Source organism: Pseudomonas sp. SJZ074, from assembly GCF_007828215.1.
GTDB lineage: Bacteria > Pseudomonadota > Gammaproteobacteria > Pseudomonadales > Pseudomonadaceae > Aquipseudomonas.
The window spans coordinates 15,726-39,919 of record NZ_VIUE01000039.1; the positions used below are offsets into that span (position 1 = coordinate 15,726).

The window sequence follows — 24,194 nt, forward strand, 5'->3', positions numbered from 1 at the left end:
TTTTTATGGGGTGGGAGAAATGTCTAACTCTATGCGGCTCAACCTGATTATGGGCCTGGTAGATAAAATCACGGCGCCCATTCAGAAAGTCACCGGCGAAACGACCCGGATGGGCGACAAGATCAAGGCGACCCAGGCAGAGCTATCCAGGCTGGGCAGCACGACAAAGGACATTGAGCACTTCAAGGCCCTACAGGAGCGCGGTGCCAAAACAAGCGCCGCCTTGGCTGATGCACAAGCCAAGGCAAGAGCCCTGGGGCAACAGATGGGCGCTACGGCCGAGCCTTCGCGCAAAATGACCGCCGAGTTCGAGCGGGCTACCGCCCAGGTCAAGCGCTTGCAGGCCCAGCAGCAGGCGGAACGCCTGGAGCTGCAACAGACGGGCGCTCGGCTGAAGGAGACCGGCGTCAGTACCGGTAAGCTGACCGAGGCGACGCGGCGGATTGAGGTCCAGACCAAGCGCTATAACGATCAGTTGGCCAAAGAGCAGAAGGCCCTGGATGCGGTCGCCGAGAAACAGAAGCGCCTGGGCGAGATAAAGAAACGTAACAGCGACATGCGGATGTCGGCCACCGCTGACGCCGTGGGTGTGGGGGCAGCGGTATTCAGTATTAAGCAACTGGTCGACGCCTATGGCGAGGTGGCCTCTGCCCAGGGGGAAATCGCGTCGCTTGGGATTGATACCAAGGGTATCGACGTTATCACCGCCAAGGCGAAGGCCTTTTCGAATCAGTGGGCGGGCACCACGACGCCCGAATTCATCCGGGCTGCATACGACATCAAGTCCGCTATTTCCACGATCAGCGACGAAGCGGTCGGCGAATTTACCCGTATTGCAGCGCTTACCGGCCAGGCCACCAAATCCAGTACGGCCGAAATGACAAGCCTGATGGCCACCGGCTACGGTATTTATCGGCGCCAGTTTGACCAGTTCGGCGCCGGCGTGGTGACGGGCTGGAAGAACCTGTCAGCCGAAGAGCGCGACATCAAGTTTGGCGAGTACTTCGCGGCGGGGATCTCGGCCACCGCGAACTTGTACAAGACAGACGGTCCGCAGATGGCCGCCGCTATTTCCAACCTGGGCGCGGCCGCGACTTCGGCAAACGTGAGCTTTGCCGAACAGCTCGCCATCATGGGGCAGCTACAAACCACCATGACGGGCAGTGAGGCCGCCACCAAATACCGGGCGTTCCTCACGGGAGCCGCCGGCGCTGGCAAGAAGCTGGGCCTATCGTTTCTCGACGCTGAAGATAATTTGAAGCGTATGCCTGACATCTTGGCCACGATCCAGAAGAAGTATGGCAAGACGCTCGACGCACTGGAGTCGCAAGAGCTGAAAGAGGCCTTCGGTACGGATGAGGCCATCTCCTTGATTAAGCTGCTGTACCCCGAGGTTGACACCCTGCGCGGCAATATCGACACCATGGGTAAGAGCCTGAAGGGTGGTTTGACCGAGGTTGAGAAGATGGCGGCCACGATGAACGCCGGCCCGGCCGAGGCCTTCAAGCGCCTCAGTCAGCGCAGCAGCAATGCCAGCGCAACCATTGGCCAGGTGTTCGCGCCGTCCATGATCTTTGCCGCCGGCGTATTGGGCGACTTAGCTTTGTGGGTCGCCGGCCTGGCCGAGCGCTTCCCGTTTCTAACCCAGGTACTGGCCTACGCCGTCATCGGGCTTGTCTCACTCGGCGCCGCGAGCATTGCGGGTCGCTTTGCGTTTTCCCTCATGTCCGACGGGGTGATGATGGCAGGGCGTGCCCTGGCGTTCTTCACGCTGACGAACCTGCGCGCGCAGGCCGTGTTACTCGTAACGCGAATTCGCGCACATGCCGCCGCCGCCGGCGTCTTGTTGATGGGCGTCGCGTCGCGGACCTATGCCATAGCGGCGGCGATCATGACTGCCGCGCAATGGGCGTTAAACGTGGCGCTGTCGGCCAACCCTATCGGATTAATCATCATTGGCATTATGGCGCTTATCGCCGTGGTGGTTTTGGTGGTGCGCTACTGGGAGCCGCTTTCGGCGTTCTTTGCTGGCTTGTGGGAGAGCATCAAGGCGGCGTTTGTGGCGGGCTGGGACTTCATCAAGTCTCTGTTGATGTTTTCGCCCCTGGAGTTGCTGATTCAACTATGGGGCCCTTTGTCCGGGTTCTTTAGCGGTCTGTGGGAGGGCATCAAGTCGGTATGTGCCGCAGGTTGGGACATGGTCAAAGGAATGCTTTCCTTCAATCCACTTGAACCAGTGATGCAGGCCTGGGCGCCTCTGACGGAGTTTTTCTCAACGTTGTGGGATGGCATCAAGAACGCGTGCGGGTCAGCTATCGAATGGATTGCCGGCAAGATCATGGGGCCGATTGAGGCCGTCAAGAATTTTGCCGGCGGGATCTTCGGCAGCGACTCGCCAGCGGCGGCAACCCAGCCAGCGGCAGCAGCGGCCGCCGCAGCAGCCGGGCCTGACGGTTCACCGCCTGTGCCGGGTGGGTCGCGTGTGGCGGCTGTCGGTGGCGTGGCGTCTCCGGCCGGGAAGGATGCCGCGCCGCAACCGGTTAACCAGTACGGCGGTATTACCGTTAACGCCGCGCCTGGAATGTCTGAAGAGCAGGTCGCGAAGAAAGTTCGGGCTGAGCTGGATGCCCGGGACCGACAGGCCGCCCGTGGTCAGCGCGGGCGCCTGGCGGACAACGCTACTTAGCGATTTAGCGAAATAGCTATGCCGCCTTCGGGCGGCTTTTTCGTGGGGGCTATATGGCCGAAGTAATGATGGCGCTGGGCGACTTTCGCTTCAGCGTGAAAACAGCCGAGTACCAAAGCCTAACGACCTCGATGGCGTGGCGCTGGGCAAAAAAGGACCGCTACAAACACAAGCCAGGCAAGCAGTTTCACGGGCCAGACAGCACTACCAAGGCCCTAGAAATAACAATCCATCCGCAGAGCCGCGCCGACGTGGTGCTGTTCGATCGCTTGCGCGTTATGGGTGACGCTGGCGAGCCGCTGCGCCTGGTTGCGGGTGGCTCGGCCCTGGTTGATGGCGAGCTGAAGCAGTCCGGCGCCGACCTGGGGTTATGGGTTATCGAGAGCCTGAACGTGGCCGACGATCATTTCATGCAGGACGGTACGCCCCTGGTACGCAAGGGCTCGTTGTCCATTTCCGAATACGGCGAAGACGAGGTGTAAGCGATGCAGTACCGCACCCGGCCCGGCGATATGCTCGATGCCATCTGCCACCGCTACTACAGCGGCCGCCCCGGGGCGACCGAGGCGGTGTTAGAGGCGAACCCCTTCCTTTGTCAGAAAGGCCCTGTACTGCCTGACGGCCTTCTGATCGACCTGCCCGAACTGCCGGCGGCTGTTGAGCCTGGCCAAGTGTCGTTATGGGATTAATCCACCCCCGTGGCGGGGGCGGATACAGCTTGGGTTCCTGGCGGTACGTGGTTTTATTTTTCTGCGCGGCGCATTTCACCCCCAATTTGGGGGCTTTGTGCTTGCACTTACAAAGTGAGGGGCCCCAACGCGGCCCATAACCTAGGGGTAAGTCATGGCGAAAGCAGACTATCGAATCACCGCAAACGACGCGGACATTACGGGGATGATCCGTAAGCGCTTTATCAAGCTGACACTTCAGGATTCCGCCGGCGAGGACAGCGACACGGTGGCCATCGAGCTGGATAACCGCGACAACATGATTCGCTTGCCGTCCACGGGCGCCGAGTTGAAGGTGTGGATAGGCGAGCCTGGTGCGCTGATCTTCAAGGGGGCTTATCAAGTCGACGAGCTGGAAGTGCCGCTAGATGACGAAGCCCTAGTGATACACGGCAAGGCCGCCAAGATGCTGGGGGGGATCAAGTCGCCCAAAGACGCGACGTTCGACGACATGACGCTGGGCGCGCTGGTGGCCAAGATTGCGAAAGAGCATGGCTATGAAGCCGCCGTGGCGCCGGAGCTGGCTGGGCATGCATTCAAGCACATTGACCAGCGCGCCGAGTCTGACATGAACCTACTGACGCGGTTGTCGCGTGACCTGGGCGCGGTGGCCAAGCCGGTCGGTGGCAAGCTGGTGGTGGTGCCCAAGGGCCAGGCCAAGAGCGTTAGCGGCAAAGCCTTGTCGGCTGTTGCGATCAGCGACCCGAAGAACAGCAGCGGTCGCGTTACGATCCAAGAGCGTAACGACTACAGCTCTACGGTCGCGTACTGGTTCGACGAAAAGGAGCAACGCAAGGTCCCGGCCGTGGCTGAAGTCGTCGAAGGGAAAGTCGCGGTTCCCGGTGAAAAGCCCAATAACGCGGGCCAGGCCGAAGAGGACGCGGCCAATGCCGGTGGCCCGCGCTACATCATTCGAAAAACCTACCCGGACCAAAAAAGCGCCCAAGAGGCAGCAGCGGCCAAGCTGAAGCAGATGCAGCGGGGCAAGTCGACCATGTCCATTACCCGGCCGCTCACTCCGCAAATCGTGGCGGAAGGGCAAATTGTAGTCAGCAATCACACAGCCAGTGCCAATCGCGTGTGGGCTGTTGAGTCGGTTACACATGTCATTGGATCGGGCGAGGTGGCATCGACCTCGGCGGAATGCGTGACGCCTTCTAAGTAACAAGGCGTTTCGCTATCACTGTACGTATATCCATATGTTTTGGGCTTGAGTAGAATGCCGCGCATTGGCGTCAACAAGGATTGAAAAAAATGACACACAACGGAAACCCTTTGATAGGTACGACCAACGGCGATACCATCGCTGGAATTCACGATTACATGACATGGTTGTTGCAGGTCACTGACAACGACGACCAGACCCCCAAAGGCATGATTTGCTCATTGCGGCTAGTCTTGGGGGCAGTCGGCAGCCTGAAGGTGCCGGCGGAAGAGAAAAAAACTTGAACACTTTTAGTGTTGCGAGGCGAGCAGCGTGGTATATTCCCGCTGGTTGGCCTGGTGGCCACAGAGTGAAGAAGTAGATAAAACAAGGGTTTAGAAAAGAAAAAAGCCCGGGGTTGGCGCCCCAGGCTTTTTGGAGATCGGCGAGAAAGAAACTCTACGCGACCGCAGCAAGGTCAGAGTTTAGCCGTCGGTCTTCTTCTAAGCAAGCGTATTGCTCAGGGGAAAGAGTCAATGACCGACATAACGACCTGTCTGGGTCGGCCTTCCATCATGTGGGGGCGGATGCCTTACCCGCACTCAGGTGAAAATCTGGGAACGGGAAACCGCTGTGGGCATGACCCGCTCAAGCCGGAATTCCATCTCTTCAATGAGCCGGACTGGTCAACCTCAATTCCCCAGGTCATGCGCAAGCTGATCGAGGCGGTAAAGGGCTATTACTACTCCCCGCTACACATCCTCCCCAGCCTGGGCAATCTGAACGGGCGCCGTAACAAGTCTGGCGACCCCCGCAAAAACCGATCAGAAGCCCGCGCCGCCGAAGTGCTGGTTATGCGTGCCATCCTGTATTTCACGGACTACGCGTCGTTACGGGTGGGTACGCCGAAGGCGGACGGCCAGTTCATCGCGCGCAGTTGTGTGGAGCTGGCCAGGGTGGCCGGCTTACTGAAGGACAAGAAAACCCCGGACGAGCCCGACGAGCCCTCAGAGCGTTTCTGGCGGGCCTTCAGGCGCCTGCGCAAGGCGGGCGCCTTCGATGTTCATTTGCAGTACGTCGAAAAGCCAGACGGCAGCAAGCGGGCCCGGCCGGCGATCAAGCGGTTAAATGAGAACTTCCTTGTTGCCCTGGGCGCCGTTTCGTTCGAGGCCCTGAAGAAGTTTCGCACCCATTGCTCGAACGAGCTGAAGAAGCTTCGCAGGGGCTACAAAGAGAAGTTCCCTCGGGAGTCTGACGCCGAGAAGGCCCGTGGCGGTTTGCGCCGTGCCCAGGGCGAAGACGGCGTCATAACATTTGCCGTTGGCACGCGTCGCGCCAAGACCGTCAACTACGACGACGCGAAAGCGGAATACGCGTCTGAGATCCGCGATAGGCATGCCGAGCTGTTGCGTAGCAATCCTGACCTGTCGCAACCGGAAGTCGCGCGCCGCGTCATGCGGGAGTTCCCCGCCTTTGATGACTGGCTACGAGAACGCCAGGGCGGTTAACCCTCCGCCCCCTCCCCTACCCCCTCCCTTGCGCTGTCTGACCTGACAGCGCTTTGCCGTGCCTGCCTGGTGCGGTTTATCCCCCTGACGCTTCGCTACGCTGCCTGGTGGCCCCCAAACCGGCTCATTTTTGGGTGTTTTCAGGCCGGTGCGCGCGCCCAAGAAGGCGCCGGCCGCCGGCAGCGCTCTTAGATGAAATATTAAGTGTTGCCATTGTGAATTTAGCCGTTCCAGGGTGCTTTTAGGTCCCCCCTGTGCTTCTGCTCTTACTTCTGCAAGAAGAATCTTTAGGTCTAACCTCAGCTTCGCAGTGGTTAGCCCTTCTTTAAATGCCTCGGCAAGCCGAGATCCTGTTTATGACGCAGCCGTCCCGGCTGCAACGATGTCGCCCGCAGTTCGTGCCTACGGCACGGCGGGACGTGACGGCCAGCAGCACCGCCGCCGTTCCTCCAGTTTAAGGCCCGTTCCAGTTGCTGCACGCCAACCGACTACGCGCCCGGCCGCACACCCTGCAATGGCGTTTCGCGCCTTCACGCGCCTGCCTACGGCTTGCGCCGCTACGCGTCGCGGTCGATCAGGTTGGGGGGTGGGCTTGGCTCTGCCGTGGGCTTGCTAGCTTCCCCTGGGCGCGGCTGGGACGTTTTCGAAGGAAGGCAATACGTTTCCGGCGGGTACCCTCTCGCGTGCGTTGGATCGTGCGTTGATATCGGTAATTCGCCCTGGTCGCCCAGGGCGGACAATCATAGGTGGCCGGGATGTGCTCGGGCATCGAGCACAAGGTTTTGTCCTGGCAGAAAATCGCATTCGTAGACGTGTGCCTGATAGGCGCCGAAACCGTTCTGAAATTCCACCTTGTCGCCAATGTAAGTTAGCGAACCTTTTTCCTTGTCCAGCCATCGGAACTTTGGAAATTTCCCCTCCAGGGTGCCGTCGGTCCAACGAGCGGTGTAGCTGGCCAGGCGTTCTACTCGTGGCTTGCATTGGGCCGTGGCCTGCATCACGTTTTTGTCGCCCCAGCATTGCAAGTCTGCATTACAGTCGGTCGAGGCTTGCGCCTGGTCGCTGTTGTTGCTGCCGGTGCATTTGACCGCAACGAAGGCAATCAAGCCCACGACGATCAGTCCGACAATAACGTCCTTCATTTTAAGGCCGGGGCTTTTGACGCCACAGTGCGGGCAGACCTCGGCTTTGTTCGATACTTCCTTGTGGCATTCCTTGCATTTTGTAATGGCCATACGGCTTGGCTCCTCTGTGTTGGCGGCCGGCATTATCGCTATCTGCACCACAGAACGGAATTTTGTCGCGTGCACTCGCAAGCTAAATAGCTATTGAGCTAAATAGCTGTAGACTTATGAGTCCTTTCGGCCGGTGTGACTGGCGACAGCTTTGGGGGTGAGAGTGTTTGTTTTGGTAGCGCGTGACGGGTCACGCTTGAATAGTGAAGCGGTTGAATTGACCCAGGCTTGTATCGAGGCGTTGCGTGTCGACGCGGTACTGGAGAGGGATGGCCAAGTGGTGGACCGCTTGGGGTCCCTGGGGCTCGGCCGGCCTGGTTTATTTGACGTGCCCCGGCCCGAAGGGCTTAGGCCGACAAGCGATGAGGTCCGCGCTTTGGTAGGTGTTGCTGGCTTAAATGGAACGCAAGTAGCTCGCCTGGTCGGCAGTGATCCACGGAAATTCCGCGCTTGGGTCGGTGGGGAAAGCTCAATGCCTTGGGCCGCCTGGCACGTCTTGGCCGTTTTTTTAAGGCTCTCTGAGCCGGCCCTTTACAGTAAAGCTAAATAGCTATTGTGCTAAATAGCTATTGATGTAGAATGACGCTACGGCCAGGCGAAACCGCCCAGGCCAATACCGGAGTTCTACCGATGCCCCACGTAAAAAACCAAACCAACGCCCAGCAAGTCGCCGCGACCATTTTCGACCAGCTTGGCGCCCGTCGCTTTTTGGTCATGACCGGCGCGCGCGACATGGTCACCACTCCCCAAGGTTTGCAATTCAAATTGCCGGCGAACTTTGCCAGCGGCGGCGTCAACATGATCCGTGTCGAGCTGAATGCCATGGATACCTACGACGTAATCGCCGGTCGTTGGGCGCGCTTCGAATTCAAGGAAAAGGGCCGCGAAGAGGGGATCTACTGTGAGGATCTGCAACGCGCCTTCACTCGCCTGACTGGCCTTGATACCCACCTGTAAGGAAGTCGCCCCGGCCAGCGCCGGGGCGCCATGGAGTGCGCAACAATGATCGATCCCAACGACCCGGGAACCCTGGACCTTATCGCGGCCTGCGAAGAGCCTTTGAGCGGCGCTGAGCGTGCGCGCAGGCACCGCCTCAAAAAGAAGCAAGAAAAAGAGGCTGGCCACCGCGCGGAGCTGGACCTAAAGGCCCCGGAGCTGGCCTTGTTGGGGGTTGCGCTGGGCGAGTTCCGCGACCGTTGGAAACGGGTACCGAGCAAGCTTTCCGCCGTCGAGGCGCTGTTGCCACGGGTGCCGGTCCCGTCGATTGCGCAGGCCTTTCCGGGGGATTCGGCGTGGTTGTCTGATGCGGCCCAGCAAGGGGCGGCCGAGTGGCCGGCGCACTCCGGCTATCAAGCTGACATCGGCATGCGTGATTTGTCTGTTTATCGGCAGACCCCGCACGGACAGCCGGAAGTCGACGCCCTGGTGTTCCCCGGGGATACGGTATGGACCACTTATGGCACCGGCCCTTATCTGGTGAAAGAAGTAACGCGCCAATCGTGGAAAGGCCTTAGCTGTTTCAGCTTGTCCCTGTGCAGCGTCGACAGCGACCGCCGTCGCAAGCAAGAGGCGGATAGCTGGATTAATGAAGTGGTCGCGGTGGATGGGCGTCTGCTTAAGCTGTTTGCCAACAATGAAGACGAAGTGTTCATTGCGCGCCGTGAGTTGTCGGGCGGGTACGTTGAAGAGGACGAGGCGGCGGCGGTGCGTGCGGAGTGTCGGCGAATCGTGGCCGGCAATCTTGCTAGCTATGAAGCGCGTATGGCCGGCAAGGTGCCCGCTCACGCGACGTTCGATGAGCTGGTGTTTAAGCTGCTGCCCTTCAAGGATCGCACGCTGTTGGAATGGACTCGGCGCAACGAGCAGTTGGTGCGCGAGACGCCGGCCGATCAGGCCTACCCGGCCGACCCGGAGAAACGCAACCTGCTGGGTAAGGCGCTGTGCGACAAGCATGAACTCAACAGCCGTTATCAGGTGCTGTTAGATCAGGCTCTAGAGCTTTACGAGCTGGTTGATTTAGCACAACACACACCACGCCTGAGCAACCCGGCCGGGTTTCTGCGGGAGTACAAACGACATTCTGAAGGGTATGCCATAGCGGCGGCCACTGAGGGCCCACAATGGGTGCGCGAGCGCTTTACAAACTTCGGTAAGCGTCCTGTGAAAGGCGGGTGGCAGGCGCGCGCGGAGAGGGCAGAGAGCGAACTGGCGGTCAGGCCGGGTCAGTTGGCCGAAGCGCTCGCCGAGGCGGCGCATTACCGCGAGCAGCGCGAAGCCTTGCAGCGCGAAAACGAAAAGCTGATTGGTTGCTTGGCCGACCTTCAGCAGCTGGCGGAATCGCTCGGCGGCCCGCCGATGAAGATGGAGCGCGACCCGGTGAACCCGCGCGAGTTGCGCCGCCGGATTGAAGCCCTGGAGGAACAGAACGCCTTGGAAGTGGCCGACCGTGCGAAAGCGTTCGAGGCGGTGCGGGTGTTGACTGCGAGGCTCAAAAAAGCCGGCCTCCCCACGGATTACCGGGCGCAACCTGGTGAATAAATAATGCATCACAAGTGTTGCTTATGCAGCATAAGTGATGCATTATGGCTTCACCGAAACGGACAGGACGACAGCAATGAAGTGCAGCGAGTTTCGGCGGTGGTTGTTGGCCCAAGGCGTTGAGTTCAAAAGCGCCAAGGGCAGTCACTTCAAGATTTATTTGAATGGCAAGTCAACCGTCTTTGCGGACCATGGCAGCAAGGAAATGCACGAAGGGTTACGCAAAACCATCATCAAACAGTTGGGCCTCAAGGATTGAGGCTTGGCTGTACCCATTGAGAGGTGAGCCCATGTACCAATATCCGCTCGAACTGCACACCGAACCGACTGGCGTCTGGTTGTCGTGCCCGGATATCCCGGAAATGAACGCCTCCGGCGATACCTTGGCCGAGGCCTTTGCCGAAGCCTTGGACGGCCTGGAGTCGGCCTTGTCGCTGTATGTCGAGCAGCGCCGCAAGATCCCGGCCGCCACGGCGCCGCGTGACCCGGCGATGGTGCTGCACCTGCCGGCGTTGACCGTGGCTAAGATCATGCTGTGGAACGCCATGTGTGACGAAGGCGTGGGCCGTGCCGAACTGGCTCGACGCATGGGCGTCACGCGCCAGATGGTCGACCGTCTGGTGGACTTCCTGCACAGCTCGAAAATTGAGCAGGTCGAGCGCGCCCTGGGTCTGTTGGGCCGCCGGTTGTCGTTGGTGTTGGAGGCGGCCTAAGCCGTGCCGTTACCCGTCACGAAAGGAGGGCTTTGCCATGACCGACGTAGACGAAAAGTCCCGGCGCCTGGCGGACTGGCAAGAGCTGCTAGGTACCGCGGGGGAGGGTGGCGGCCTGGAGGCCTGGCGGGAGCGGTTGAGCCAGGACGCCGAAGCCATGAGAGCCCAAGGCCTGATCGACTGGGAAGAGGCGTTCGAGCTGCGCGAGCTGGCCGACGCTGCCTACAGCCATCACTTGGAAGACGCCATTGTCCGTGAGCTGAATCAATATGAACCTAAGCCATGATTGAGCAGCGCCCGGCGGTTGTTGTGGGGGCTCTCCGATTTTCGTGTCAGACCGTTCCGAGGCTGACGGATGGCGCGCCCGGGCCAGGCTGAGCGGGCACCCTTGAACATTGTTATGCCCACCAACGGAAAGGAACCCCCAGTATGAGCCAAGCCCCGAACCTGATTTCCATCACCGCCGGCGAGCACACCGGTTATGACGAACTGAGCGACGCGCAGACCCTGGCCCTGGCCCAGTTCGTCAAGCGCCTGACCTGGTCGGACATGCGCGGCTGTGCGGCGGACGATGACGAGGCTTACGAGATCCGCGAAGCGGTGGGCAAGCTGCAAAACGCTTTGGCCCTAGCCGGCTACGCGCCGCGTTGAACTGAAAGGAATCCCCGCTATGCCGATGATCGATGCTGACCAACTGAAACCCGCTCTCGCGGCTTGGCATGAGGCCAACGAGGCATTTAGCACGGCCGCCCTGGCCTTGCGCAATGCGACGGACCGAGGCGACCGGGCCGCGACTCAGGAGCTGTATGACCGCGCCCAGGACGCGCATGAGGCCAAGCACGACCGCGCCGCCGATGTAGCGCGCCTGGTGGCTCGCCTGATCCATGAAGCCGAGCGCGAAGGGTAGGCCCGTCGCGTTACGCATAACGAACAGAAAGGAACCCCCGCCCTCGATCCCGAGCGCTACACTGCCCGCACCATCTGACTATTAAGGAGTGTCTATGAGCTTTGCCCATATCGGTGAAATCAAGGAAGTAAGCGATTTTATGCAAGCCAATGAGCTGATCGAGGCGGGAGCCGAGCTGCTGGCTATCGTGCCCGGCTGGACCTCTGACAGCACGCCATGCACGCTGTTTTACCTCGGCCAGCCGAAGGTGAAGAAAAACCCGCTGGAAGGCTTCAAGCTGGGCAAGCACGTCACTGGCTGACCCTGCGTTACGAGTAACGCCGTTTATGTCAAATAGGCCCCCACACCCTGGCCAGGTGCGGGGGCCTTTTTTTGTACCCGTGGAAACCAGAACCCCCTACACTGGATAACCAAACTCCCGGGGGCTGGTTTTACGCATTGGGGGCCCCTCACTCGAAAAGGAATCGCCGGTGTACGAGCCATTGACCGACCCTGCCGCCAAAGCGGCCGCCAATCAGTATTTTGATGACCTGATCGCCCTGGTAGATCCTGCCGCCGTGTTGCCACAGTTACGGCCAGTGCTCGAGGACCTGCGTTTTGAAACCCTCAATCATGCCGGCATGCTGCGCACGCAAAATCACTTGCGCGGCTTCCTGTGGGGGCTGATGGTGGCCGGCACCCTGACGCCTGCGCAGATGAGCGAGATGAGCCAGCGCCTGGACCGTGGCCGCGATGCTGGGTGGCTGTGATGAGCGCCCGTGACCGTAACGCGGCCCGGTACCGCCGCGACGAGGGCCTGAACGCCTGGTCCCAGCGCTGGGTGCTGGACGGCAATATGTTGTTGTGCGCCCTGTGCAGCGTGGGCCAGTTTGCCCGGGACGCGGGAGAGCCGTTCCAGCACGGCGCCGGTTGCGCAATCGACAGTGAGTTTGCCAAACACCCGTGGCACGAGCTGGCCGCGCTGCTGGGCGACCTGCCGGCGGTGCCGGCATGAGCGACCTCGAAGCGCCGTTGGCACGCTTGAACCTGCCGACCCACGTCCACGCCCAGGCGGTCAAATTGCTGCGGGCCATCGCCCAGGCGCGCACGCCGGGCGACTGCACGCGCGCGGCCGACCGCGCCGAAGGCTTTGTGCTGGGTCTGGAAACGCTCCGGGCGCTGAACGCGGCGAGCCTGGAGGGGCTGTACCTGGCCTTTGAGCAGGCGGCCACGGTTCGCATGGTGATGCTGTCGTGATCGGCGAAGCGATCCACGATGACACGTTGAAGGCCCTGGTCAGCCAGCACGCGGTGCGCGATGTGGTGGTGGGCCGCCTCGAGGGCGATAACCACCGCTGGACCCTGTCGGTGCGCCTGGGCGCACCCACGGCGCGGCTGATCCCGGTGCGCTCGCGGCGTGAGCCGCTGCGCATCTGGAAGAGTGCCAGCGCGGTGGTCAAGTACGCCGACGCGATAGGCCTGCGCAGCTTCACCGTCGAGCTGTAGCGCGCAGGCTTAGATGCCCTGGTCCTTGGCCGCCTGGTCCACCGCTTCGGCCAGGATGATGGCCGTGGTGCTCAAGCTGCTGTAGATCCGTTGCAGCTCAAGCATGGGCGCGCTGGCCGGCGTGCGCCGGTTGAGCGCGTGCTGTTCGCGGAACTGGCGTAACAGGTCCAGCTGGTGTTCGCTCAAATCGAGGGTGATTTTCACGGCGTTTCCTATCGTGTCATTCGGGGAGCGTTTTCTGACGCAAACGGCGGGCACAAAAAAACCGCCGTTGGAGGGGCGGTTCTTTGTTGCGAGTCCGGTTAGGGGCCGGGCTTGCTGTCTTACAGGGAGCATTGACGTGTGCGGTGATCTTAGCGCCCGGGCGCAAGCGATTACAAGGAAAAAATCATAAATAACGATCTAGCGGGCCGTTCTGGCGTTGCGAATATGCAAATCCATAAAAAAATTTTCTGCGCTCAAACGCCCAGCCGGCGTGGGTTTCAAGGCTAAAAGCCGCTTGCGGTGCCATCATGAGCCATTTCGCCGCACCAAGGAGGCACGATTTTCATTATATTGATGACGTTCCGCGTTCGTCACCGTTGAGGTTGGCCGGGCCTGCGCGCGAATTTTGGCCCTCCCGACACGGGCCTTGGAATCCGTGCCGGATTGACTCGGGAGGCCATTAGCCCAGCCGCCTCACAGGGAGCATTGACGTGTTCCTGAAGGTGCGCGTGTTCCGGTAAGCGCACTGGAGGTACGGCCCAACCACGGGAGGGCCGTGTATGTCTAAGTTTGGACGTGCGTGGGACTCCGTATGGAAAGCGTTTCAGGCTTATCGCCTGTACGAATTCCTACGGGATCAGCTTAGCGACCTGTTGTAAGGTCTAGCAGTACCCCGCCTCGACTTCGGTCGGGGCGGGTTTTTTTTCGCCCAAAGAAAAGCCCCGCCAGGTGCGGGGCTTGTGGTGAATCATGAGGCGGTCAGCCCTGGTTCTGAGGCGTCCAGCCCTTTGCCTTCATGTCACGCTCTATCAGGTCCATGACATAGGCTTTGCGGGTTATGCGATGGGTTGCCAAGTAGATGTCTACCTCTGCTTTGAACTCGGCCGGAACCTTCATATTGAAATCGACGATATCCCCGCTTGATGGCTTCGCGGTGTGGTTGCCCATGGCTGCGGTATCGCTGGCGGTTGCCGGCGGTTCGCCCTTGCCGCTGCTGCGGCGTGCTGGGGGTTTAACGCTGACCAGTGGTGCGGGTGCGACGGGGGTGGTTTTTTTTGCAGGCATGATGTCGGTTCCGTATTCGATTGCGCTTAGCTTAATAGCTATTTAGCGAAGTAGCTACTTCAGGCGGTCAGAGATTCAAAGCGGGCAACAGCCGCGCGTATCACCTGGGCGGCTTGTTCGCGCGGGCCTTTGAATGGCGTCTCTATCAGCGACAGTCCCGCGTCTTGGGCGCGACTAAAGGCTGGTTTCTTGGGGATCTCCCCGTCCAGAACGTCGAAGCGAGTTTTGTTCAGGTAGGACCGGGCCTCTTCAATCTCCAGGGCGCTTGTGCCTGTTTGGTTCAATGCGAAAACGATTCGGGCAACCGGTACGCCGTCGCGGTCTACCAGTGCGTTGGCCAGCGCAACAGCAGGCTCCAAGTCGTCAAGTGCCAAGCCGGTAGGAATGATGACGAGGTCGGCAGCTTTGGCCATGACGGCCGTTGCTTTGCTGGCCTTTGGGGCACCGTCGAAAATCAGCATGTCGCACGAGCCTGCTTTGCTGATTGCTTGTTCGGGGTTGCCGAACTGGCGAACGGTGATTGTCGGTTCGGTACCGGCGCGCAAGCGGCGCTGTTGCCAGGCGGTCGCGGTGCCTTGGTCGATATCCATGTCGGCAATTTCGGTTTGCCATCCTGCGGCCGCGAAGGCCGTGGCTATGGCGCGGGCGAGTGAGGTTTTCCCGGCGCCGCCCTTCTGCGATACGACTGCGACTATTGCTGCCATGCTGCTGTCTCCGTTGCTAATTAGCGAAATAGCTAAAGATGGGCAGAGTATAAGCAGTGCTTTGGCCAATGCAAGCTAAATAGCGAAATAGCTATTTAGCTCATATAAAATTGAGTGCCGCCATAAGCGAAGGCTTCGGCGTGTCGGGTGTGGTTGCTGTGGCCCTTGCCGCCTGCGCTGCCGTTTGTGCGGACGACGCGAGTGGAAGCGGGGGTCGTTCGGGAGCGGCGGCCGCTGCGGGTGCGCATCGTGTCGCCTGGGTGTTCGGCTGCGCTGATAACTGCCAGGAGCAGGCACAATGCGCGAGAGAAAAGGACGCCCAGGGTAAAGCCCCGGGCGATCATGTGAGGGTGAGTCTTGGCCCCTAACTTGGCCTTAATGCTCGTTTCGATATGGCGGATGGTGGACGAGTCGATTTGCAGGCGTGCCCCTATTGAGCTGGGGTTTTCACCGTTGGCCAGGCCGGTAAGCACAAACAATTCTTCCTGGGTCAGGTTCTGCCCAGGTAAGCCGACCACGTCTTCGCCTGTTACTTCTAGAATCGCTTGCATGGGTCTCTACCGTCCCTGGTTTGCATGGTGATTACGCTGCGTGTGAAGCCTTCAGTTCCCCGACAAGTACGGCCAGCTTCCTCAGTTCTTTGCTGAGGACCGCTGTGATATCGGCGATGTTTTCTAATACACCTTCGATGTCGCCTGACTGCATTGCCCCCACGGCTAGAGCCTCGACACCGGCCGTTACGGCCGCCTTGTGATTAATTTCAACAACCAACGCCCGACGGTTTGCCTCGGTGAGAGTTGCAATGGCCGTGCTGTGGTCGCGGGTGATGATGCTTCCTTCGGACATGAATACTACCTTGTATAAGTGTTAATTACACTTTAAGTGTAAATTATAGGTATACGAATGCCCCAATGTGGGGCAGTCGGTTAGCGGATATGAGTGATTATTTTAACCCGGCCCAGCACCTGCAAAGTAGCCAGTTTTTCGGCTGAAATAGGTTGATCGGGGTAGCGCTCTCGGTCTTCTGCCTGGATCAAGTAACCGCCGTCTAGATCCTGACGAATCCAGCGCAGCCACACGCGGCCTTTGATCAGCAAAGCGAAAACGTCGTCTCGTGCTGCTGCGTTAGTGACATTGCGATCAATCAATACGCGGTCGCCTTCATTGATCAGCGGCCGCATGCTGTCGTCTGGCGCAGCGAAGGGCAGCAGCTTGTCACGATCAAGGTGCAACTCATCCAGAAACGTCAGCCGAAAGGCCAAGGCGTCGTCTCCGACATCGAGCACGCCGGCTTCTGTTGGGATTGCTGAAGGCTTGGGCACGCAATAAAGCGATGTCTCTGGTGCCGTCCCATCGTTGTCTGTGAATCCCGCCAAATACTCCGGGCTTTTTTTGAAGAGGGCGGCCAGCTCGAAATACTGTTCAAGCTTTGGAATCCTGATTTGCTGTTCCCAATTTCCATACCGGGAAGGGGAAATGCTTTCGCTTGAAATCAAAGAAAGGCGCCGTGCGGTTTCTTCCACTGTCCAGCCTTCTGCGCTCCTGCAAGAGCGAATGCGCTGGGCAATTTTGCGGCGGATATCCGTCATGTTTTCTTGAGTCCCACAAGCGTCTAGTAGCGACAGTTTAAGCACTGTTCGTTGCGTGTACCCTCTGAATATACACTCTAAGTGTAAAAAACTACAAAAATTGCTTGCATTGTGGATAGAGGCCGGCCAGTCTTAACACTCTTAGTGTTTATCGGTCTTTAAGTGTGGAATTGGCCCCTTGGATTCATAGCTTGGCTAAAAGTGACGCTGTCAGCGTCGCGGCTGAGCTATTGGGGGAGAAGCCACGCACTGTTGCATCTTGGCTGCGCTATGAGCGTGTGCCCTCGTTTAAAGCGGCGTTGAACATCTACGAAAAATCGGGTGGTCGCGTCGACTTCAACGGCATCTATATGCCGTTCGTGAAGGCGGTAAGGGAAGGGTATGCAAGGTTTACTTAAGGTGACGGGGCTTTCTGCCCTAGTGGTGGTTCGCAAGGTCGAGCAGCGGTTTGGCTTCGCGGGTTATGCGCGCCTGGTCAAGTTGCTGGAGTTGATCAGTGCGTGCGGCCCGGTCGCTGAAGGCGAGCCGATTGCCCTGCCTTGGGCTGATGTTCTGGAGAGCTTGCAGGCGGGCGATATGCCTGCGCGCGAGTTCTTGAGTTATTGCGAGGAGGCCAAGGCGTTACGCGTAACGCGTGACGCGGGCCAATTGCTTGTGACGCTTGGCGGTGAATTGGTCGCACTGATGGCCAGTGCTCCCATGGTCCCGGCTGTTGCTGCCGGGCCGGTGTTGTTCGAAACAGATGACCAGTGGGCCGAGTGGTTCGCTGCTGATTTGAACTGCCCGCCGTACCTGGCGAATGACGCATCTACCCGGTATCTGTTCCGCCGGTGGTGCGCCACAAATGTGACCGTAGCAGAAGTAGAAGCCGCCGTAGAGCTGGCGATTAAGGCGAAGGAAGCACCGCTGCCCGCTGCCTTACATGATTATTTGAAGACTGTGCGCAATACCAAAATAGAACGTGCCCGCCGATAACCGGCAGGGCAAAGGGGAAGTCTGTTGTTATTGATTGCACTGTCTGGCGGCACTGCCGCCGAGCGTTTGGCGATTGCTGATCGCCTGGTTGAATCGGGGAAGGGGCAGCTTGTGGCGTTCGCTCAAGAAACGCCTAAGTCTGCTTATGGCGAAAGCCGGGCGAGGATCTTGCGCGAAGCCCTGGTAGGGCTTGAGCCACAAGACAGCGAACCGGCCATCGTCGGTGGGGTGGTGGTGGTCCATTGCTTGACCGAAGAGGAAGCCGAGCAGGTTCGTAAGTTGGGCGGCTCGGTGTGGCATGTATACGGCAAGCCGTCCGGCCTGGTGGTGAACCGAATAGGCGACCTGATGGTGACTGACGCCTCAGTTGGCTTTCGTCACGTTCGTGAGCCGATGGAGGCGCTTTCAGAGGCCTTGCTTGAGCGCTTGGCCAGCCCAGGCGGCGCGATGGCCCGGGCTGCCTTGGGGCGCTTGGCAAATGAATAGGCCCGTTAGCCAGGCGCTGCCGGGGTTCGCCTATGGCGACCCGGCAAAGATCGTCGAGGCCCAAGAGATCCGCAAGAAGGGCTGTTCTGTTTGTGTACGTGCGGAATACATATTTGGCTTGCCGGTGTGCAAAAGCAATTTGAAGTTCCCGGCCTGCCGCCAGGATCGAAAGAACGGCCACCAGCTAACGCCCGAAGCCGGCGGTTAGAGGGGGGGGCCATGGCAAGGCGTAAAACAAACAATCGTCTGGATACGGCCTTAGAAATGTGGGTTCGCTGGAGCTATCCAGGCGTAGACCAAGGAACTACGGGCCGAACGATGCTCGCCAAGTTGATCGACAACAAGGGCGAACTGTTTTTCGGTGGAGGCGGGCAGGGCCCTGGCGCGGATGGTCTGGAAAGCAAAATCGAAGCGGGTGTTTATTCGATGTTCGTGGCCGATCCCCTCCGGGCTGATGTCCTGCGGCTTGAGTACGATGCGGCTTATTGGCAGGTCGTGACGCGCCGAGGGATTGAAGATTACGACCCGCGCGGCATCGGCCAGTTTGAGAAGGCGGCCGCCCTGGGGGTGAGTTTGCGCACATACCGTAGTCGATTGGCTGAAGCGCGAGAAACCATAGCGAAACTGTTGGGGTACTTATGAGCATTCATCCTCTTTTTGCTGGATTCAAAGGGCATAGCCCGCACGCTTTGGGTGCGGCACTGGGGTTCGCTATTCATGTTGAAACAGCCTTGGGGCCACTGCCTGTAGGTTTGCCAGTGGAGCATGCCGACCGGTTGGCGTTCGGCGGTGACCTATCGGGCTTTCAGTGGGCTGGAGGTTGGGAGGCTCCCGGCGTTCATTGCTTGATGTTCGCGAAGCCATTAACCGCCATGGCGGCCGCCTGGTGGCAAGTGGGGCTCTCTCACTAACTGTTGTTGCTTCTGATCCTCACGCCCAAACGGGCTGCATTTCTCATACATCCTTAGCGATATAGCTATTTAGCTAAATGGGCGCCCGTGCGCGCTCATGGCTTCGCTTTGCCCGAAGAAAGGCCAAACCATGCCGAAGACCATGCAAGTTCTGTTGTCCGACGCGGCTATCAAGAAGTACGCGTCTGACCTTACTGTCGGGGAGTTGAAAGACCCTCGACACCCTCTTCGATTCCGCTATCGCCGTGACCGCACCCGGGGAAGCTGGCATGTCATTCACTTCAATAAAGGCGCCAAGTGGAAGAAGGCCGGTAACTGGCCTGACGTGACCGCCAAGGCCATGCTCGACGGGCTGCCTAAAGTGCATGCAAGGTTGTTGGCTGATCCTTCGGCCGCTGCCACCGTTGACGGTTGGGATACGCTCGCCCAGGTGCTGGACTGGTACGCCGAACGAGTGAAGGTCGACCGGCACCTATCCCATGAGCGGAAGTCGACCAAGCAATCGGCGATTCGTTGCCATCTGTTGCCGCGCCTTGGCGCTGTGCGTTTGGCTGAGTTGAGCCGGTCTGTAATCGATTCAATGCTCTATGTGCCCATGCAAGCCGAGTACAGCCTGGCCCATGTAAAAGGCGTGTTTGGCGTGCTGAAGGTTGCGCTTCGGCGTGCTCGCCGCCTTGGGTTGATTGTGTCCGACCCCATTGCCGACGTGACCTTCGGCGACTTCAGCAAAGCCAAGATCAAGCCCAAGGGGGCGCGTCTGCGGCATGTGTCTGTGGCTGAGTTGCTGGCCGTTTGGGCTGAGCGATTCGAACAGGCAGCGCTTGATGTCGTCTTCGCCGTACTGATGCTGGCCTGTGGTACCCGGATTAGCGAAACCCGTTTGGCCAAGTGGCATAACGTCAATTTGACCGCCGGGGAATGGTTCATCCCGGCCACCGATACCAAAGGCAAGCGCGACCATGTGTTGCCACTGACTCCCCAGGTTGTGGCCCTTTTGGGTCGGTACCGAGAATGGCAGAAGAGTCGGGGTTATACCGGCGTCTATCTGTTCCCGTCCTCGACCCGTTCCGGCAAGCCCCTGGCTCGAAGCAAATCATTCGACATCTTCAAACGCCTTGGGTCGGGGGAGTGGACGAGTCACGACCTTCGCAAGTTGGCTCGCACCCGCTGGGCAGAGCTGGGCATCGATAGCCTGATTGGCAAGCTGCTGCTTAACCACGCCCTGGGCGAACTCGACTCGACCTACGTCCAGACCCATGGGGAAGAGCTGAAGCGTGACGCCTTGACCCGCTGGCATGCCTGGCTCGACGGCCAGGGCTTTGCCGCGCTTCACGATAAGACAGTGCTAAGACGGGCCGGAGAGCCGACCGAGGCGCAGGCCGCTGACTGGCTGGTGTTCCAGCCGAAATAAGAACCTATGTCATAAGAGGATTTACTTGATGCGGATTCCACGGAAAAACAGCGACACCCTGATCGTCCTGGGCGGCAAGTCGGGGGCGTTTTGGTTCGGTTTCTATGCCGCCCTGGGGATGATCGTTGCCAGCCTGGTAGCCCTGGGCGGCAGTTGGTGGGTGCGCCAGGCCATGGGCTGGCTTGCGCAGTGGTGGGGGGCTTAATCGTGACGGGTCACCGCGAAGAGAAAAGCGCGGATGCGCTGAAGAAAGCCGCACAGCGTGAGCGGGATGCTGAAGCCGGTATCGTCGAAGTCGAGGTTAGGTTGGGGCCGCTGGAAGCCGCAATGTTGCGAGAGGGCCAGGAAGCCCGGGGCGGCTTGTCCGGCCCCTACACGCGGGCCGAATACATTGCGACGCTGATTCGTCGCGATAATGAGTTGTTGCAGCAGCAGCGGGGGGCACTGGAAGGGCGGTTGTGCAAAAACTGCCGCAAGCCTCTACCGCGTGGCTGTGGCGGCGTTTGGGCGAATGAATCGCTGTGTTTGGCGGCCCATGCAGGTCGAGCCCTGGAGCTTTAAAGCAGGGTTGACAGGGTTGTGGTTTTACACCCTAAGTGTTTACAACACTTAGGGTGTTGACATGGTTTGCAGTTTCCCCTATCTTTTTCCCCATCGTGGTGTTGTTCCGGCCACGGTGACCATCAGCGTACAGACCATTTGACCCCCGGCCCTCACAGGCTGGGGGTTTTTTTATTCCCCCGCTCCCAGCTCGGGAGGTTTTCGAGAATGCCGAACATGCCGGACAAACCCGAGACTTGGGCCTTTGTGGCCCTCTGGCTGAGCCAGCATTCATCGACCATATGGACGGCATGCATGACGCTGTTTATGGCGGTTCTGCGAATTTTCTACACCGGCGGAACGTGGAAAGACGCCCTTATTGAAGGGCCCATGTGCGTCCTGTTGGCCCTGAGCATTATTTGGGGTTTTGAGTTCATGGGCTGGCCTTTGACGCTGGCCCAACCGACGGGCATTTGGGTCGGTTTTGTCGGTGTGAAGAAGATCGGCCAATGGGCTGACCGCTTTGCAAATACCAAGCTGCCAAAACAGGAGGGCGGTCAATGAGTACCCCGCGCGGTCTTCGCAACAACAACCCCGGAAACATTGACCATAACCCTAAAACAAAGTGGGTTGGCCAGCTTCCACACGACCCGGCGATTGAAGCCCGTTTCTGCCGTTTTGACCGGCCGGAAAATGGAATTCGTGCCTTGGCTAAAACGTTGCTGACCTACTCCCGAAAACATGGTTTGAACACTGCCGCCGCCATCATCGGTCGTTGGGCTCCAGCGAACGAGAACGATACGGCGGCTTATGTGCGCAGTGTCGAGAGTGCGTTGTGGGCCAAGGGCCTGGGTCGTTCCGGTCCATTGGATCTTGAAAGTCCGGCCATCCTGGGGTGCCTGGTCAGGTCGATTATGCACCACGAAAACGGCGGCTATCCCTATGACGAAAGCGTTGTAGATGACGGCGTGCAAAGGGCCTTGGCATGAAGACGCTGATTAGCGTTGCGCTGGCTGTACTCGCTGCCTCGGTCTCTGTAGGGCATTACGCGGTGGGCTTCGTATGAACCTGAATTTAGCCGGGTGGGGATTGGCCTTAGCCATTGCCTTGCTTGCGTTGTGGCGCGTTGAAGTGGCTGGGCTGGCAGTTGATGCGGCGGAAAAGGAAACGGCCCGCGTTGAAGAGCGGTTGGGCGACAGCCTGTTACGCGTAACGGAACAGGCGGTAGTGATTGACGCCCAGGCTAAGAGCCTGGCCGATGCGACCCATGCTGGTCGCTTGTTTATGACCTTGTCTGAGGCCATCGAGCGTGATGGCCGGGCTACACGACAGACCCTTGCTGAGATCAAAGCGAATGACAAAGCCGTTGCTGAGTATCTGCTGGGCGCTGTGCCTGCTGCTTACGGGGTGCAGTTCGCCCGCCCTGAAACCACCGACCCCCAAGCTTACAACGCAGCGGGAGCCGTGCCCCCTGGTGGCGTGCCTGCTGCCGGGCCGCCCGCCAGTCCTGCGCAATGACCAGTGGGAACCTGCCTTGCTGAGCACTGAAGACGCGTTGAAGCGCTGCGCCGCCCAGGTGCTGGCGTGCATGACCCATCAAGGCGCAGGCATGCCCGCTGCCGTGGCCGTCCCGGGTCTGGGTCCCTCTGGCGGTTAAACCGCTGACTACGGTCGGCAGGCCCGCGCGGCTCGCGAATTTTTCGGTTTTCGGAAAATCGCGCCCTTCTTCCACCTTTTTTGTTCATTTATTGAACAGGCGGCAGCTCGCAGCCCTTGAATTTACTGGCGCCGTATGCGCCAAAAAAAGGCGGCAAGGTGGACAAATAGGCCAAACGCTTGGCCGTCCCTTCGCATTGGTCGCTCTATGCCGCTGATTCTGAATAAACGCGAGTACGCCGACGCCCGGGGTATGTCCGAAAGGACGGTCACGCGCTGGCTTGCTGAAGGGCTGCCATACGAGGGCAGCGGCAAGAAGGGCGACCCGATCCGCATCGACATGGCCAAGGCGACCGCCTGGGAGATTGCTCGGGAAGTGGCCAAGCAATTGGGCGACGGCCGTTCGGTCGACGGCGAGGGCACCAGCAAGGAACAAGAAGAGCTGTTGAAGCTGCGCGCCGACCGCAAGACGCGGGAAGCCGAGGCGGAGTTGCGCGCCCTGGAGCTGGGCGAGAAGAAACGGACCCTTATCGACATCGACTTAGTCGAGCAGACGTTGGCCAGCGCCCTTACTCAGATGGCGATGATCCTGCGCCCAGTAGGCCGCAAGGTGATTCCCAAGGTATTCACGGCCCGCAATGAGGCAGCGGGCTTGCAGATATTCGACGACGAACTGACCCGCGCCATGTCGGTCGCGGCCGACATGCTGGAGGCGTTAGACATCCATGCCGCACCGTCTGAAGAAGATTCTAAAGCGGGCGGCTAAGGTGTTTCGGCCGGCGCCGCTGCGCGCGGCCTGGCTATGGGCAAACCAAAAACGTGTTCTGCCGCCTGGCAGCCCCGAGCCTGGGCAGTGGAACAGCAACCGCGCGCCCTGGGTGAAGGGCATCACCGAAGCTATCCGCGATCCGCTGTACAAGATGGTCACCGGCGTCATGGGTGCGCAGATGTCCAAAACCGATGGCGTGCTGTTGAACGCGGTCGGCTGGCGGATGGACGACGATCCCGGCCCGGTGCTGTACATCGGTCCGACCCGAAAAAACGTCGAGTCGGTGAGCAAGGATCGTTTCTCAAAGTTGCTTAAGTCAGTGCCTTCGCTGTTCGAGGCGCTGGCCAAGGGCAAGCAAGACACGATCAATGAGAAGTTTATCAACGGCCAGCGCATCGGCTTCGGCTGGGCCGGCTCGGCGACCGAACTGGCGTCGCATCCGTCGCGTGACGTATTCGTCGACGAACGCGACCGCATGGGCAACAACGTCGGCGGTGAAGGCGACCCGATAAGCCTGGCTGAAGCGCGAATTTCCAACTTCATCGACGGCAATGTGACAGTCGTATCGACACCGACCGTTGGCAGCGTTGAAACCGAAACCGATGACGACGGCCTGGAGCGCTGGAAGCCGTCCGACGACGTGCATTCGCCAGTGTGGAAGCTGTGGCAGGAAGGCACCCGCCATGAATGGGCCTGGCCGTGCCCTGGAGCAAAGTGCGGGCGCTACTTCATTCCGCGCTTTACCACTCTGTACATCCCCGACGGGGCCACGCCCAAGCAAGCCTTGGACGATGCCCGGCTGTTTTGCCCGCACTGCGCGGACATGATCGCCGAAGAGTCGAAAGAGTGGATGAACGACCGAGGGGTGTTTGTTGCCCCGGGGCAACGCCTGGTCGGCTTCGACGACGATGGCGTACAGATTGAACAAGGCGGCGTTACGG

The 24,194-nt window shown here is 59.6% G+C and carries 39 protein-coding genes; 32 read left to right on the forward strand and 7 right to left on the reverse strand.

What is annotated here, in order from left to right:
• Positions 1 to 19 precede the first annotated feature (19 nt).
• The 6 genes from FBX99_RS26455 to FBX99_RS26480 all read left to right on the forward strand — a co-directional run bounded on the left by FBX99_RS26455 (position 20) and on the right by FBX99_RS26480 (position 6,066).
• A complete protein-coding gene (locus FBX99_RS26455; RefSeq protein ID WP_145133426.1) occupies positions 20 to 2,686 on the forward strand; it encodes a phage tail tape measure protein in 2,667 nt (888 codons plus the stop codon).
• Between the two features lie 53 nt (positions 2,687 to 2,739).
• Positions 2,740 to 3,168 (forward strand): phage tail protein, encoded by a 429-nt coding sequence (locus FBX99_RS26460; RefSeq protein ID WP_145133427.1) that lies wholly within the window; start codon positions 2,740 to 2,742, stop codon positions 3,166 to 3,168.
• Between the two features lie 3 nt (positions 3,169 to 3,171).
• Positions 3,172 to 3,375, forward strand: coding sequence for a tail protein X (locus FBX99_RS26465; protein WP_145133429.1), 204 nt, complete (start codon positions 3,172 to 3,174; stop codon positions 3,373 to 3,375).
• Between the two features lie 154 nt (positions 3,376 to 3,529).
• Positions 3,530 to 4,579, forward strand: a complete 1,050-nt coding sequence (locus FBX99_RS26470; protein ID WP_145133431.1) for a contractile injection system protein, VgrG/Pvc8 family — start codon at positions 3,530 to 3,532, stop codon at positions 4,577 to 4,579.
• 89 nt (positions 4,580 to 4,668) lie between these two features.
• Entirely contained in the window at positions 4,669 to 4,863 is a 195-nt protein-coding gene (locus tag FBX99_RS26475) for a hypothetical protein (protein WP_145133433.1), read from the forward strand.
• Positions 4,864 to 5,094: 231 nt separating this feature from the next.
• The gene (locus tag FBX99_RS26480) at positions 5,095 to 6,066 is read left to right on the forward strand and encodes a plasmid replication protein repA (protein WP_145133435.1); all 972 of its coding nucleotides are present in this window, start codon (positions 5,095 to 5,097) and stop codon (positions 6,064 to 6,066) included.
• Positions 6,067 to 6,806: 740 nt separating this feature from the next.
• Here the strand turns inward: FBX99_RS26480 and FBX99_RS26485 are convergent.
• Positions 6,807 to 7,301 (reverse strand): zinc ribbon domain-containing protein, encoded by a 495-nt coding sequence (locus FBX99_RS26485; RefSeq protein ID WP_145133437.1) that lies wholly within the window; start codon positions 7,299 to 7,301, stop codon positions 6,807 to 6,809.
• A gap of 630 nt (positions 7,302 to 7,931) precedes the next feature.
• Here FBX99_RS26485 and FBX99_RS26490 point away from each other — a divergent pair.
• The 12 genes from FBX99_RS26490 (at position 7,932) to FBX99_RS26545 (ending at position 12,943) form a co-directional block, all read left to right on the forward strand.
• The gene (locus FBX99_RS26490; protein ID WP_145133439.1) at positions 7,932 to 8,258 is read left to right on the forward strand and encodes a hypothetical protein; all 327 of its coding nucleotides are present in this window, start codon (positions 7,932 to 7,934) and stop codon (positions 8,256 to 8,258) included.
• Between the two features lie 45 nt (positions 8,259 to 8,303).
• Positions 8,304 to 9,839: a hypothetical protein gene (locus tag FBX99_RS26495; RefSeq protein WP_145133441.1), complete on the forward strand. Its 1,536-nt coding sequence runs from the start codon at positions 8,304 to 8,306 to the stop codon at positions 9,837 to 9,839.
• A gap of 76 nt (positions 9,840 to 9,915) precedes the next feature.
• Complete coding sequence (locus FBX99_RS26500; protein WP_055137522.1) at positions 9,916 to 10,098, forward strand: type II toxin-antitoxin system HicA family toxin; 183 nt, start codon at positions 9,916 to 9,918, stop codon at positions 10,096 to 10,098.
• A gap of 31 nt (positions 10,099 to 10,129) precedes the next feature.
• Positions 10,130 to 10,552, forward strand: a complete 423-nt coding sequence (locus FBX99_RS26505) for a type II toxin-antitoxin system HicB family antitoxin (protein WP_145133443.1) — start codon at positions 10,130 to 10,132, stop codon at positions 10,550 to 10,552.
• A 37-nt stretch (positions 10,553 to 10,589) separates the two neighbouring features.
• Complete coding sequence (locus tag FBX99_RS26510; protein ID WP_145133445.1) at positions 10,590 to 10,838, forward strand: hypothetical protein; 249 nt, start codon at positions 10,590 to 10,592, stop codon at positions 10,836 to 10,838.
• 143 nt (positions 10,839 to 10,981) lie between these two features.
• Entirely contained in the window at positions 10,982 to 11,203 is a 222-nt protein-coding gene (locus FBX99_RS26515; protein WP_145133447.1) for a hypothetical protein, read from the forward strand.
• A 19-nt stretch (positions 11,204 to 11,222) separates the two neighbouring features.
• Entirely contained in the window at positions 11,223 to 11,459 is a 237-nt protein-coding gene (locus FBX99_RS26520) for a hypothetical protein (protein ID WP_145133449.1), read from the forward strand.
• Positions 11,460 to 11,553: 94 nt separating this feature from the next.
• Positions 11,554 to 11,760: a hypothetical protein gene (locus FBX99_RS26525; protein WP_145133451.1), complete on the forward strand. Its 207-nt coding sequence runs from the start codon at positions 11,554 to 11,556 to the stop codon at positions 11,758 to 11,760.
• A 169-nt stretch (positions 11,761 to 11,929) separates the two neighbouring features.
• Positions 11,930 to 12,208 (forward strand): hypothetical protein, encoded by a 279-nt coding sequence (locus FBX99_RS26530; RefSeq protein ID WP_145133453.1) that lies wholly within the window; start codon positions 11,930 to 11,932, stop codon positions 12,206 to 12,208.
• Positions 12,208 to 12,453 (forward strand): hypothetical protein, encoded by a 246-nt coding sequence (locus FBX99_RS26535; protein WP_145133455.1) that lies wholly within the window; start codon positions 12,208 to 12,210, stop codon positions 12,451 to 12,453. The genes FBX99_RS26530 and FBX99_RS26535 overlap by 1 nt, the downstream gene beginning before the upstream one ends.
• Positions 12,450 to 12,695 carry a hypothetical protein gene (locus FBX99_RS26540; RefSeq protein WP_145133457.1) on the forward strand — a complete coding sequence of 82 codons (246 nt, stop codon included), beginning with the start codon at positions 12,450 to 12,452 and terminating at the stop codon, positions 12,693 to 12,695. The genes FBX99_RS26535 and FBX99_RS26540 overlap by 4 nt, the downstream gene beginning before the upstream one ends.
• On the forward strand, positions 12,692 to 12,943 hold the full coding sequence (locus FBX99_RS26545; protein ID WP_145133459.1) for a hypothetical protein: 252 nt from the start codon (positions 12,692 to 12,694) through the stop codon (positions 12,941 to 12,943). The genes FBX99_RS26540 and FBX99_RS26545 overlap by 4 nt, the downstream gene beginning before the upstream one ends.
• Before the next feature lie 9 nt (positions 12,944 to 12,952).
• Here FBX99_RS26545 and FBX99_RS26550 read toward each other — a convergent pair whose 3' ends face one another.
• The 6 genes from FBX99_RS26550 to FBX99_RS26575 all read right to left on the reverse strand — a co-directional run bounded on the left by FBX99_RS26550 (position 12,953) and on the right by FBX99_RS26575 (position 16,505).
• Positions 12,953 to 13,147, reverse strand: coding sequence for a hypothetical protein (locus tag FBX99_RS26550; RefSeq protein WP_145133461.1), 195 nt, complete (start codon positions 13,145 to 13,147; stop codon positions 12,953 to 12,955).
• 759 nt (positions 13,148 to 13,906) lie between these two features.
• Entirely contained in the window at positions 13,907 to 14,212 is a 306-nt protein-coding gene (locus FBX99_RS26555; RefSeq protein ID WP_145133463.1) for a hypothetical protein, read from the reverse strand.
• Between the two features lie 59 nt (positions 14,213 to 14,271).
• On the reverse strand, positions 14,272 to 14,916 hold the full coding sequence (locus FBX99_RS26560; RefSeq protein ID WP_145133465.1) for a partition protein parA: 645 nt from the start codon (positions 14,914 to 14,916) through the stop codon (positions 14,272 to 14,274).
• Positions 14,917 to 15,011: 95 nt separating this feature from the next.
• Complete coding sequence (locus FBX99_RS26565; RefSeq protein ID WP_145133467.1) at positions 15,012 to 15,467, reverse strand: LuxR C-terminal-related transcriptional regulator; 456 nt, start codon at positions 15,465 to 15,467, stop codon at positions 15,012 to 15,014.
• A gap of 31 nt (positions 15,468 to 15,498) precedes the next feature.
• Complete coding sequence (locus tag FBX99_RS26570; RefSeq protein ID WP_145133469.1) at positions 15,499 to 15,762, reverse strand: hypothetical protein; 264 nt, start codon at positions 15,760 to 15,762, stop codon at positions 15,499 to 15,501.
• Between the two features lie 80 nt (positions 15,763 to 15,842).
• Positions 15,843 to 16,505: a S24 family peptidase gene (locus FBX99_RS26575; RefSeq protein WP_145133471.1), complete on the reverse strand. Its 663-nt coding sequence runs from the start codon at positions 16,503 to 16,505 to the stop codon at positions 15,843 to 15,845.
• 191 nt (positions 16,506 to 16,696) lie between these two features.
• Here FBX99_RS26575 and FBX99_RS26580 point away from each other — a divergent pair, with 191 nt between their 5' ends.
• From FBX99_RS26580 to FBX99_RS26635, 14 genes are all read left to right on the forward strand, one after another.
• A complete protein-coding gene (locus FBX99_RS26580) occupies positions 16,697 to 16,903 on the forward strand; it encodes a hypothetical protein (RefSeq protein WP_145133473.1) in 207 nt (68 codons plus the stop codon).
• Positions 16,887 to 17,480 (forward strand): hypothetical protein, encoded by a 594-nt coding sequence (locus tag FBX99_RS26585; RefSeq protein ID WP_145133476.1) that lies wholly within the window; start codon positions 16,887 to 16,889, stop codon positions 17,478 to 17,480. Before FBX99_RS26580 ends, FBX99_RS26585 begins: the two co-directional genes overlap by 17 nt.
• A gap of 168 nt (positions 17,481 to 17,648) precedes the next feature.
• Entirely contained in the window at positions 17,649 to 17,966 is a 318-nt protein-coding gene (locus FBX99_RS26590; protein ID WP_145133478.1) for a hypothetical protein, read from the forward strand.
• Complete coding sequence (locus FBX99_RS26595) at positions 17,959 to 18,174, forward strand: hypothetical protein (protein ID WP_145133479.1); 216 nt, start codon at positions 17,959 to 17,961, stop codon at positions 18,172 to 18,174. Before FBX99_RS26590 ends, FBX99_RS26595 begins: the two co-directional genes overlap by 8 nt.
• A 110-nt stretch (positions 18,175 to 18,284) precedes the next feature.
• Entirely contained in the window at positions 18,285 to 18,608 is a 324-nt protein-coding gene (locus FBX99_RS26600; RefSeq protein ID WP_145310292.1) for a hypothetical protein, read from the forward strand.
• A 399-nt stretch (positions 18,609 to 19,007) separates the two neighbouring features.
• The gene (locus tag FBX99_RS26605; RefSeq protein ID WP_178112086.1) at positions 19,008 to 20,288 is read left to right on the forward strand and encodes a site-specific integrase; all 1,281 of its coding nucleotides are present in this window, start codon (positions 19,008 to 19,010) and stop codon (positions 20,286 to 20,288) included.
• Positions 20,289 to 20,316: 28 nt separating this feature from the next.
• Positions 20,317 to 20,493, forward strand: a complete 177-nt coding sequence (locus FBX99_RS28985; protein WP_178112087.1) for a hypothetical protein — start codon at positions 20,317 to 20,319, stop codon at positions 20,491 to 20,493.
• A 2-nt stretch (positions 20,494 to 20,495) separates the two neighbouring features.
• The gene (locus FBX99_RS26610) at positions 20,496 to 20,849 is read left to right on the forward strand and encodes a hypothetical protein (protein WP_145133485.1); all 354 of its coding nucleotides are present in this window, start codon (positions 20,496 to 20,498) and stop codon (positions 20,847 to 20,849) included.
• 207 nt (positions 20,850 to 21,056) lie between these two features.
• On the forward strand, positions 21,057 to 21,392 hold the full coding sequence (locus FBX99_RS26615; protein ID WP_145133487.1) for a phage holin, lambda family: 336 nt from the start codon (positions 21,057 to 21,059) through the stop codon (positions 21,390 to 21,392).
• Positions 21,389 to 21,817 (forward strand): structural protein, encoded by a 429-nt coding sequence (locus tag FBX99_RS26620; protein ID WP_145133489.1) that lies wholly within the window; start codon positions 21,389 to 21,391, stop codon positions 21,815 to 21,817. The genes FBX99_RS26615 and FBX99_RS26620 overlap by 4 nt, the downstream gene beginning before the upstream one ends.
• A gap of 73 nt (positions 21,818 to 21,890) precedes the next feature.
• Positions 21,891 to 22,346 (forward strand): hypothetical protein, encoded by a 456-nt coding sequence (locus FBX99_RS26625; protein WP_145133491.1) that lies wholly within the window; start codon positions 21,891 to 21,893, stop codon positions 22,344 to 22,346.
• 16 nt (positions 22,347 to 22,362) lie between these two features.
• Positions 22,363 to 22,485 carry a hypothetical protein gene (locus FBX99_RS29335; protein WP_256664133.1) on the forward strand — a complete coding sequence of 41 codons (123 nt, stop codon included), beginning with the start codon at positions 22,363 to 22,365 and terminating at the stop codon, positions 22,483 to 22,485.
• 207 nt (positions 22,486 to 22,692) lie between these two features.
• Positions 22,693 to 23,250 (forward strand): terminase small subunit, encoded by a 558-nt coding sequence (locus tag FBX99_RS26630; protein ID WP_178112089.1) that lies wholly within the window; start codon positions 22,693 to 22,695, stop codon positions 23,248 to 23,250.
• Positions 23,210 to 24,194, forward strand: a 985-nt coding sequence (locus FBX99_RS26635; protein ID WP_178112091.1) for a phage terminase large subunit family protein, incomplete at its 3' end; no start/stop codon positions are given. The genes FBX99_RS26630 and FBX99_RS26635, both read left to right, overlap by 41 nt.

What these genes read in the sequence shown, in the direction of transcription:
- FBX99_RS26605 (WP_178112086.1), top strand. Translation starts at nt 19,008, where the DNA reads ATGCCGAAGACCATGCAAGTTCTGTTGTCCGACGCGGCTATCAAGAAG.
- FBX99_RS26595 (WP_145133479.1), top strand. Translation starts at nt 17,959, where the DNA reads ATGAATAGGCCCGTTAGCCAGGCGCTGCCGGGGTTCGCCTATGGCGAC.
- FBX99_RS26485 (WP_145133437.1), bottom strand. Translation starts at nt 7,301, where the DNA reads ATGGCCATTACAAAATGCAAGGAATGCCACAAGGAAGTATCGAACAAA.
- FBX99_RS26510 (WP_145133445.1), top strand. Translation starts at nt 10,590, where the DNA reads ATGACCGACGTAGACGAAAAGTCCCGGCGCCTGGCGGACTGGCAAGAG.
- FBX99_RS26490 (WP_145133439.1), top strand. Translation starts at nt 7,932, where the DNA reads ATGCCCCACGTAAAAAACCAAACCAACGCCCAGCAAGTCGCCGCGACC.
- FBX99_RS26555 (WP_145133463.1), bottom strand. Translation starts at nt 14,212, where the DNA reads ATGCCTGCAAAAAAAACCACCCCCGTCGCACCCGCACCACTGGTCAGC.
- FBX99_RS26455 (WP_145133426.1), top strand. Translation starts at nt 20, where the DNA reads ATGTCTAACTCTATGCGGCTCAACCTGATTATGGGCCTGGTAGATAAA.
- FBX99_RS26625 (WP_145133491.1), top strand. Translation starts at nt 21,891, where the DNA reads ATGAACCTGAATTTAGCCGGGTGGGGATTGGCCTTAGCCATTGCCTTG.
- FBX99_RS26470 (WP_145133431.1), top strand. Translation starts at nt 3,530, where the DNA reads ATGGCGAAAGCAGACTATCGAATCACCGCAAACGACGCGGACATTACG.
- FBX99_RS26575 (WP_145133471.1), bottom strand. Translation starts at nt 16,505, where the DNA reads ATGACGGATATCCGCCGCAAAATTGCCCAGCGCATTCGCTCTTGCAGG.
- FBX99_RS26515 (WP_145133447.1), top strand. Translation starts at nt 10,982, where the DNA reads ATGAGCCAAGCCCCGAACCTGATTTCCATCACCGCCGGCGAGCACACC.
- FBX99_RS26505 (WP_145133443.1), top strand. Translation starts at nt 10,130, where the DNA reads ATGTACCAATATCCGCTCGAACTGCACACCGAACCGACTGGCGTCTGG.
- FBX99_RS26540 (WP_145133457.1), top strand. Translation starts at nt 12,450, where the DNA reads ATGAGCGACCTCGAAGCGCCGTTGGCACGCTTGAACCTGCCGACCCAC.
- FBX99_RS26535 (WP_145133455.1), top strand. Translation starts at nt 12,208, where the DNA reads ATGAGCGCCCGTGACCGTAACGCGGCCCGGTACCGCCGCGACGAGGGC.
- FBX99_RS26600 (WP_145310292.1), top strand. Translation starts at nt 18,285, where the DNA reads ATGCTCGCCAAGTTGATCGACAACAAGGGCGAACTGTTTTTCGGTGGA.
- FBX99_RS26465 (WP_145133429.1), top strand. Translation starts at nt 3,172, where the DNA reads ATGCAGTACCGCACCCGGCCCGGCGATATGCTCGATGCCATCTGCCAC.
- FBX99_RS26560 (WP_145133465.1), bottom strand. Translation starts at nt 14,916, where the DNA reads ATGGCAGCAATAGTCGCAGTCGTATCGCAGAAGGGCGGCGCCGGGAAA.
- FBX99_RS26630 (WP_178112089.1), top strand. Translation starts at nt 22,693, where the DNA reads ATGCCGCTGATTCTGAATAAACGCGAGTACGCCGACGCCCGGGGTATG.
- FBX99_RS26585 (WP_145133476.1), top strand. Translation starts at nt 16,887, where the DNA reads ATGCAAGGTTTACTTAAGGTGACGGGGCTTTCTGCCCTAGTGGTGGTT.
- FBX99_RS26525 (WP_145133451.1), top strand. Translation starts at nt 11,554, where the DNA reads ATGAGCTTTGCCCATATCGGTGAAATCAAGGAAGTAAGCGATTTTATG.
- FBX99_RS28985 (WP_178112087.1), top strand. Translation starts at nt 20,317, where the DNA reads ATGCGGATTCCACGGAAAAACAGCGACACCCTGATCGTCCTGGGCGGC.
- FBX99_RS26615 (WP_145133487.1), top strand. Translation starts at nt 21,057, where the DNA reads ATGCCGAACATGCCGGACAAACCCGAGACTTGGGCCTTTGTGGCCCTC.
- FBX99_RS26570 (WP_145133469.1), bottom strand. Translation starts at nt 15,762, where the DNA reads ATGTCCGAAGGAAGCATCATCACCCGCGACCACAGCACGGCCATTGCA.
- FBX99_RS26500 (WP_055137522.1), top strand. Translation starts at nt 9,916, where the DNA reads ATGAAGTGCAGCGAGTTTCGGCGGTGGTTGTTGGCCCAAGGCGTTGAG.
- FBX99_RS26460 (WP_145133427.1), top strand. Translation starts at nt 2,740, where the DNA reads ATGGCCGAAGTAATGATGGCGCTGGGCGACTTTCGCTTCAGCGTGAAA.
- FBX99_RS26620 (WP_145133489.1), top strand. Translation starts at nt 21,389, where the DNA reads ATGAGTACCCCGCGCGGTCTTCGCAACAACAACCCCGGAAACATTGAC.
- FBX99_RS26565 (WP_145133467.1), bottom strand. Translation starts at nt 15,467, where the DNA reads ATGCAAGCGATTCTAGAAGTAACAGGCGAAGACGTGGTCGGCTTACCT.
- FBX99_RS26520 (WP_145133449.1), top strand. Translation starts at nt 11,223, where the DNA reads ATGCCGATGATCGATGCTGACCAACTGAAACCCGCTCTCGCGGCTTGG.
- FBX99_RS26475 (WP_145133433.1), top strand. Translation starts at nt 4,669, where the DNA reads ATGACACACAACGGAAACCCTTTGATAGGTACGACCAACGGCGATACC.
- FBX99_RS26495 (WP_145133441.1), top strand. Translation starts at nt 8,304, where the DNA reads ATGATCGATCCCAACGACCCGGGAACCCTGGACCTTATCGCGGCCTGC.
- FBX99_RS26480 (WP_145133435.1), top strand. Translation starts at nt 5,095, where the DNA reads ATGACCGACATAACGACCTGTCTGGGTCGGCCTTCCATCATGTGGGGG.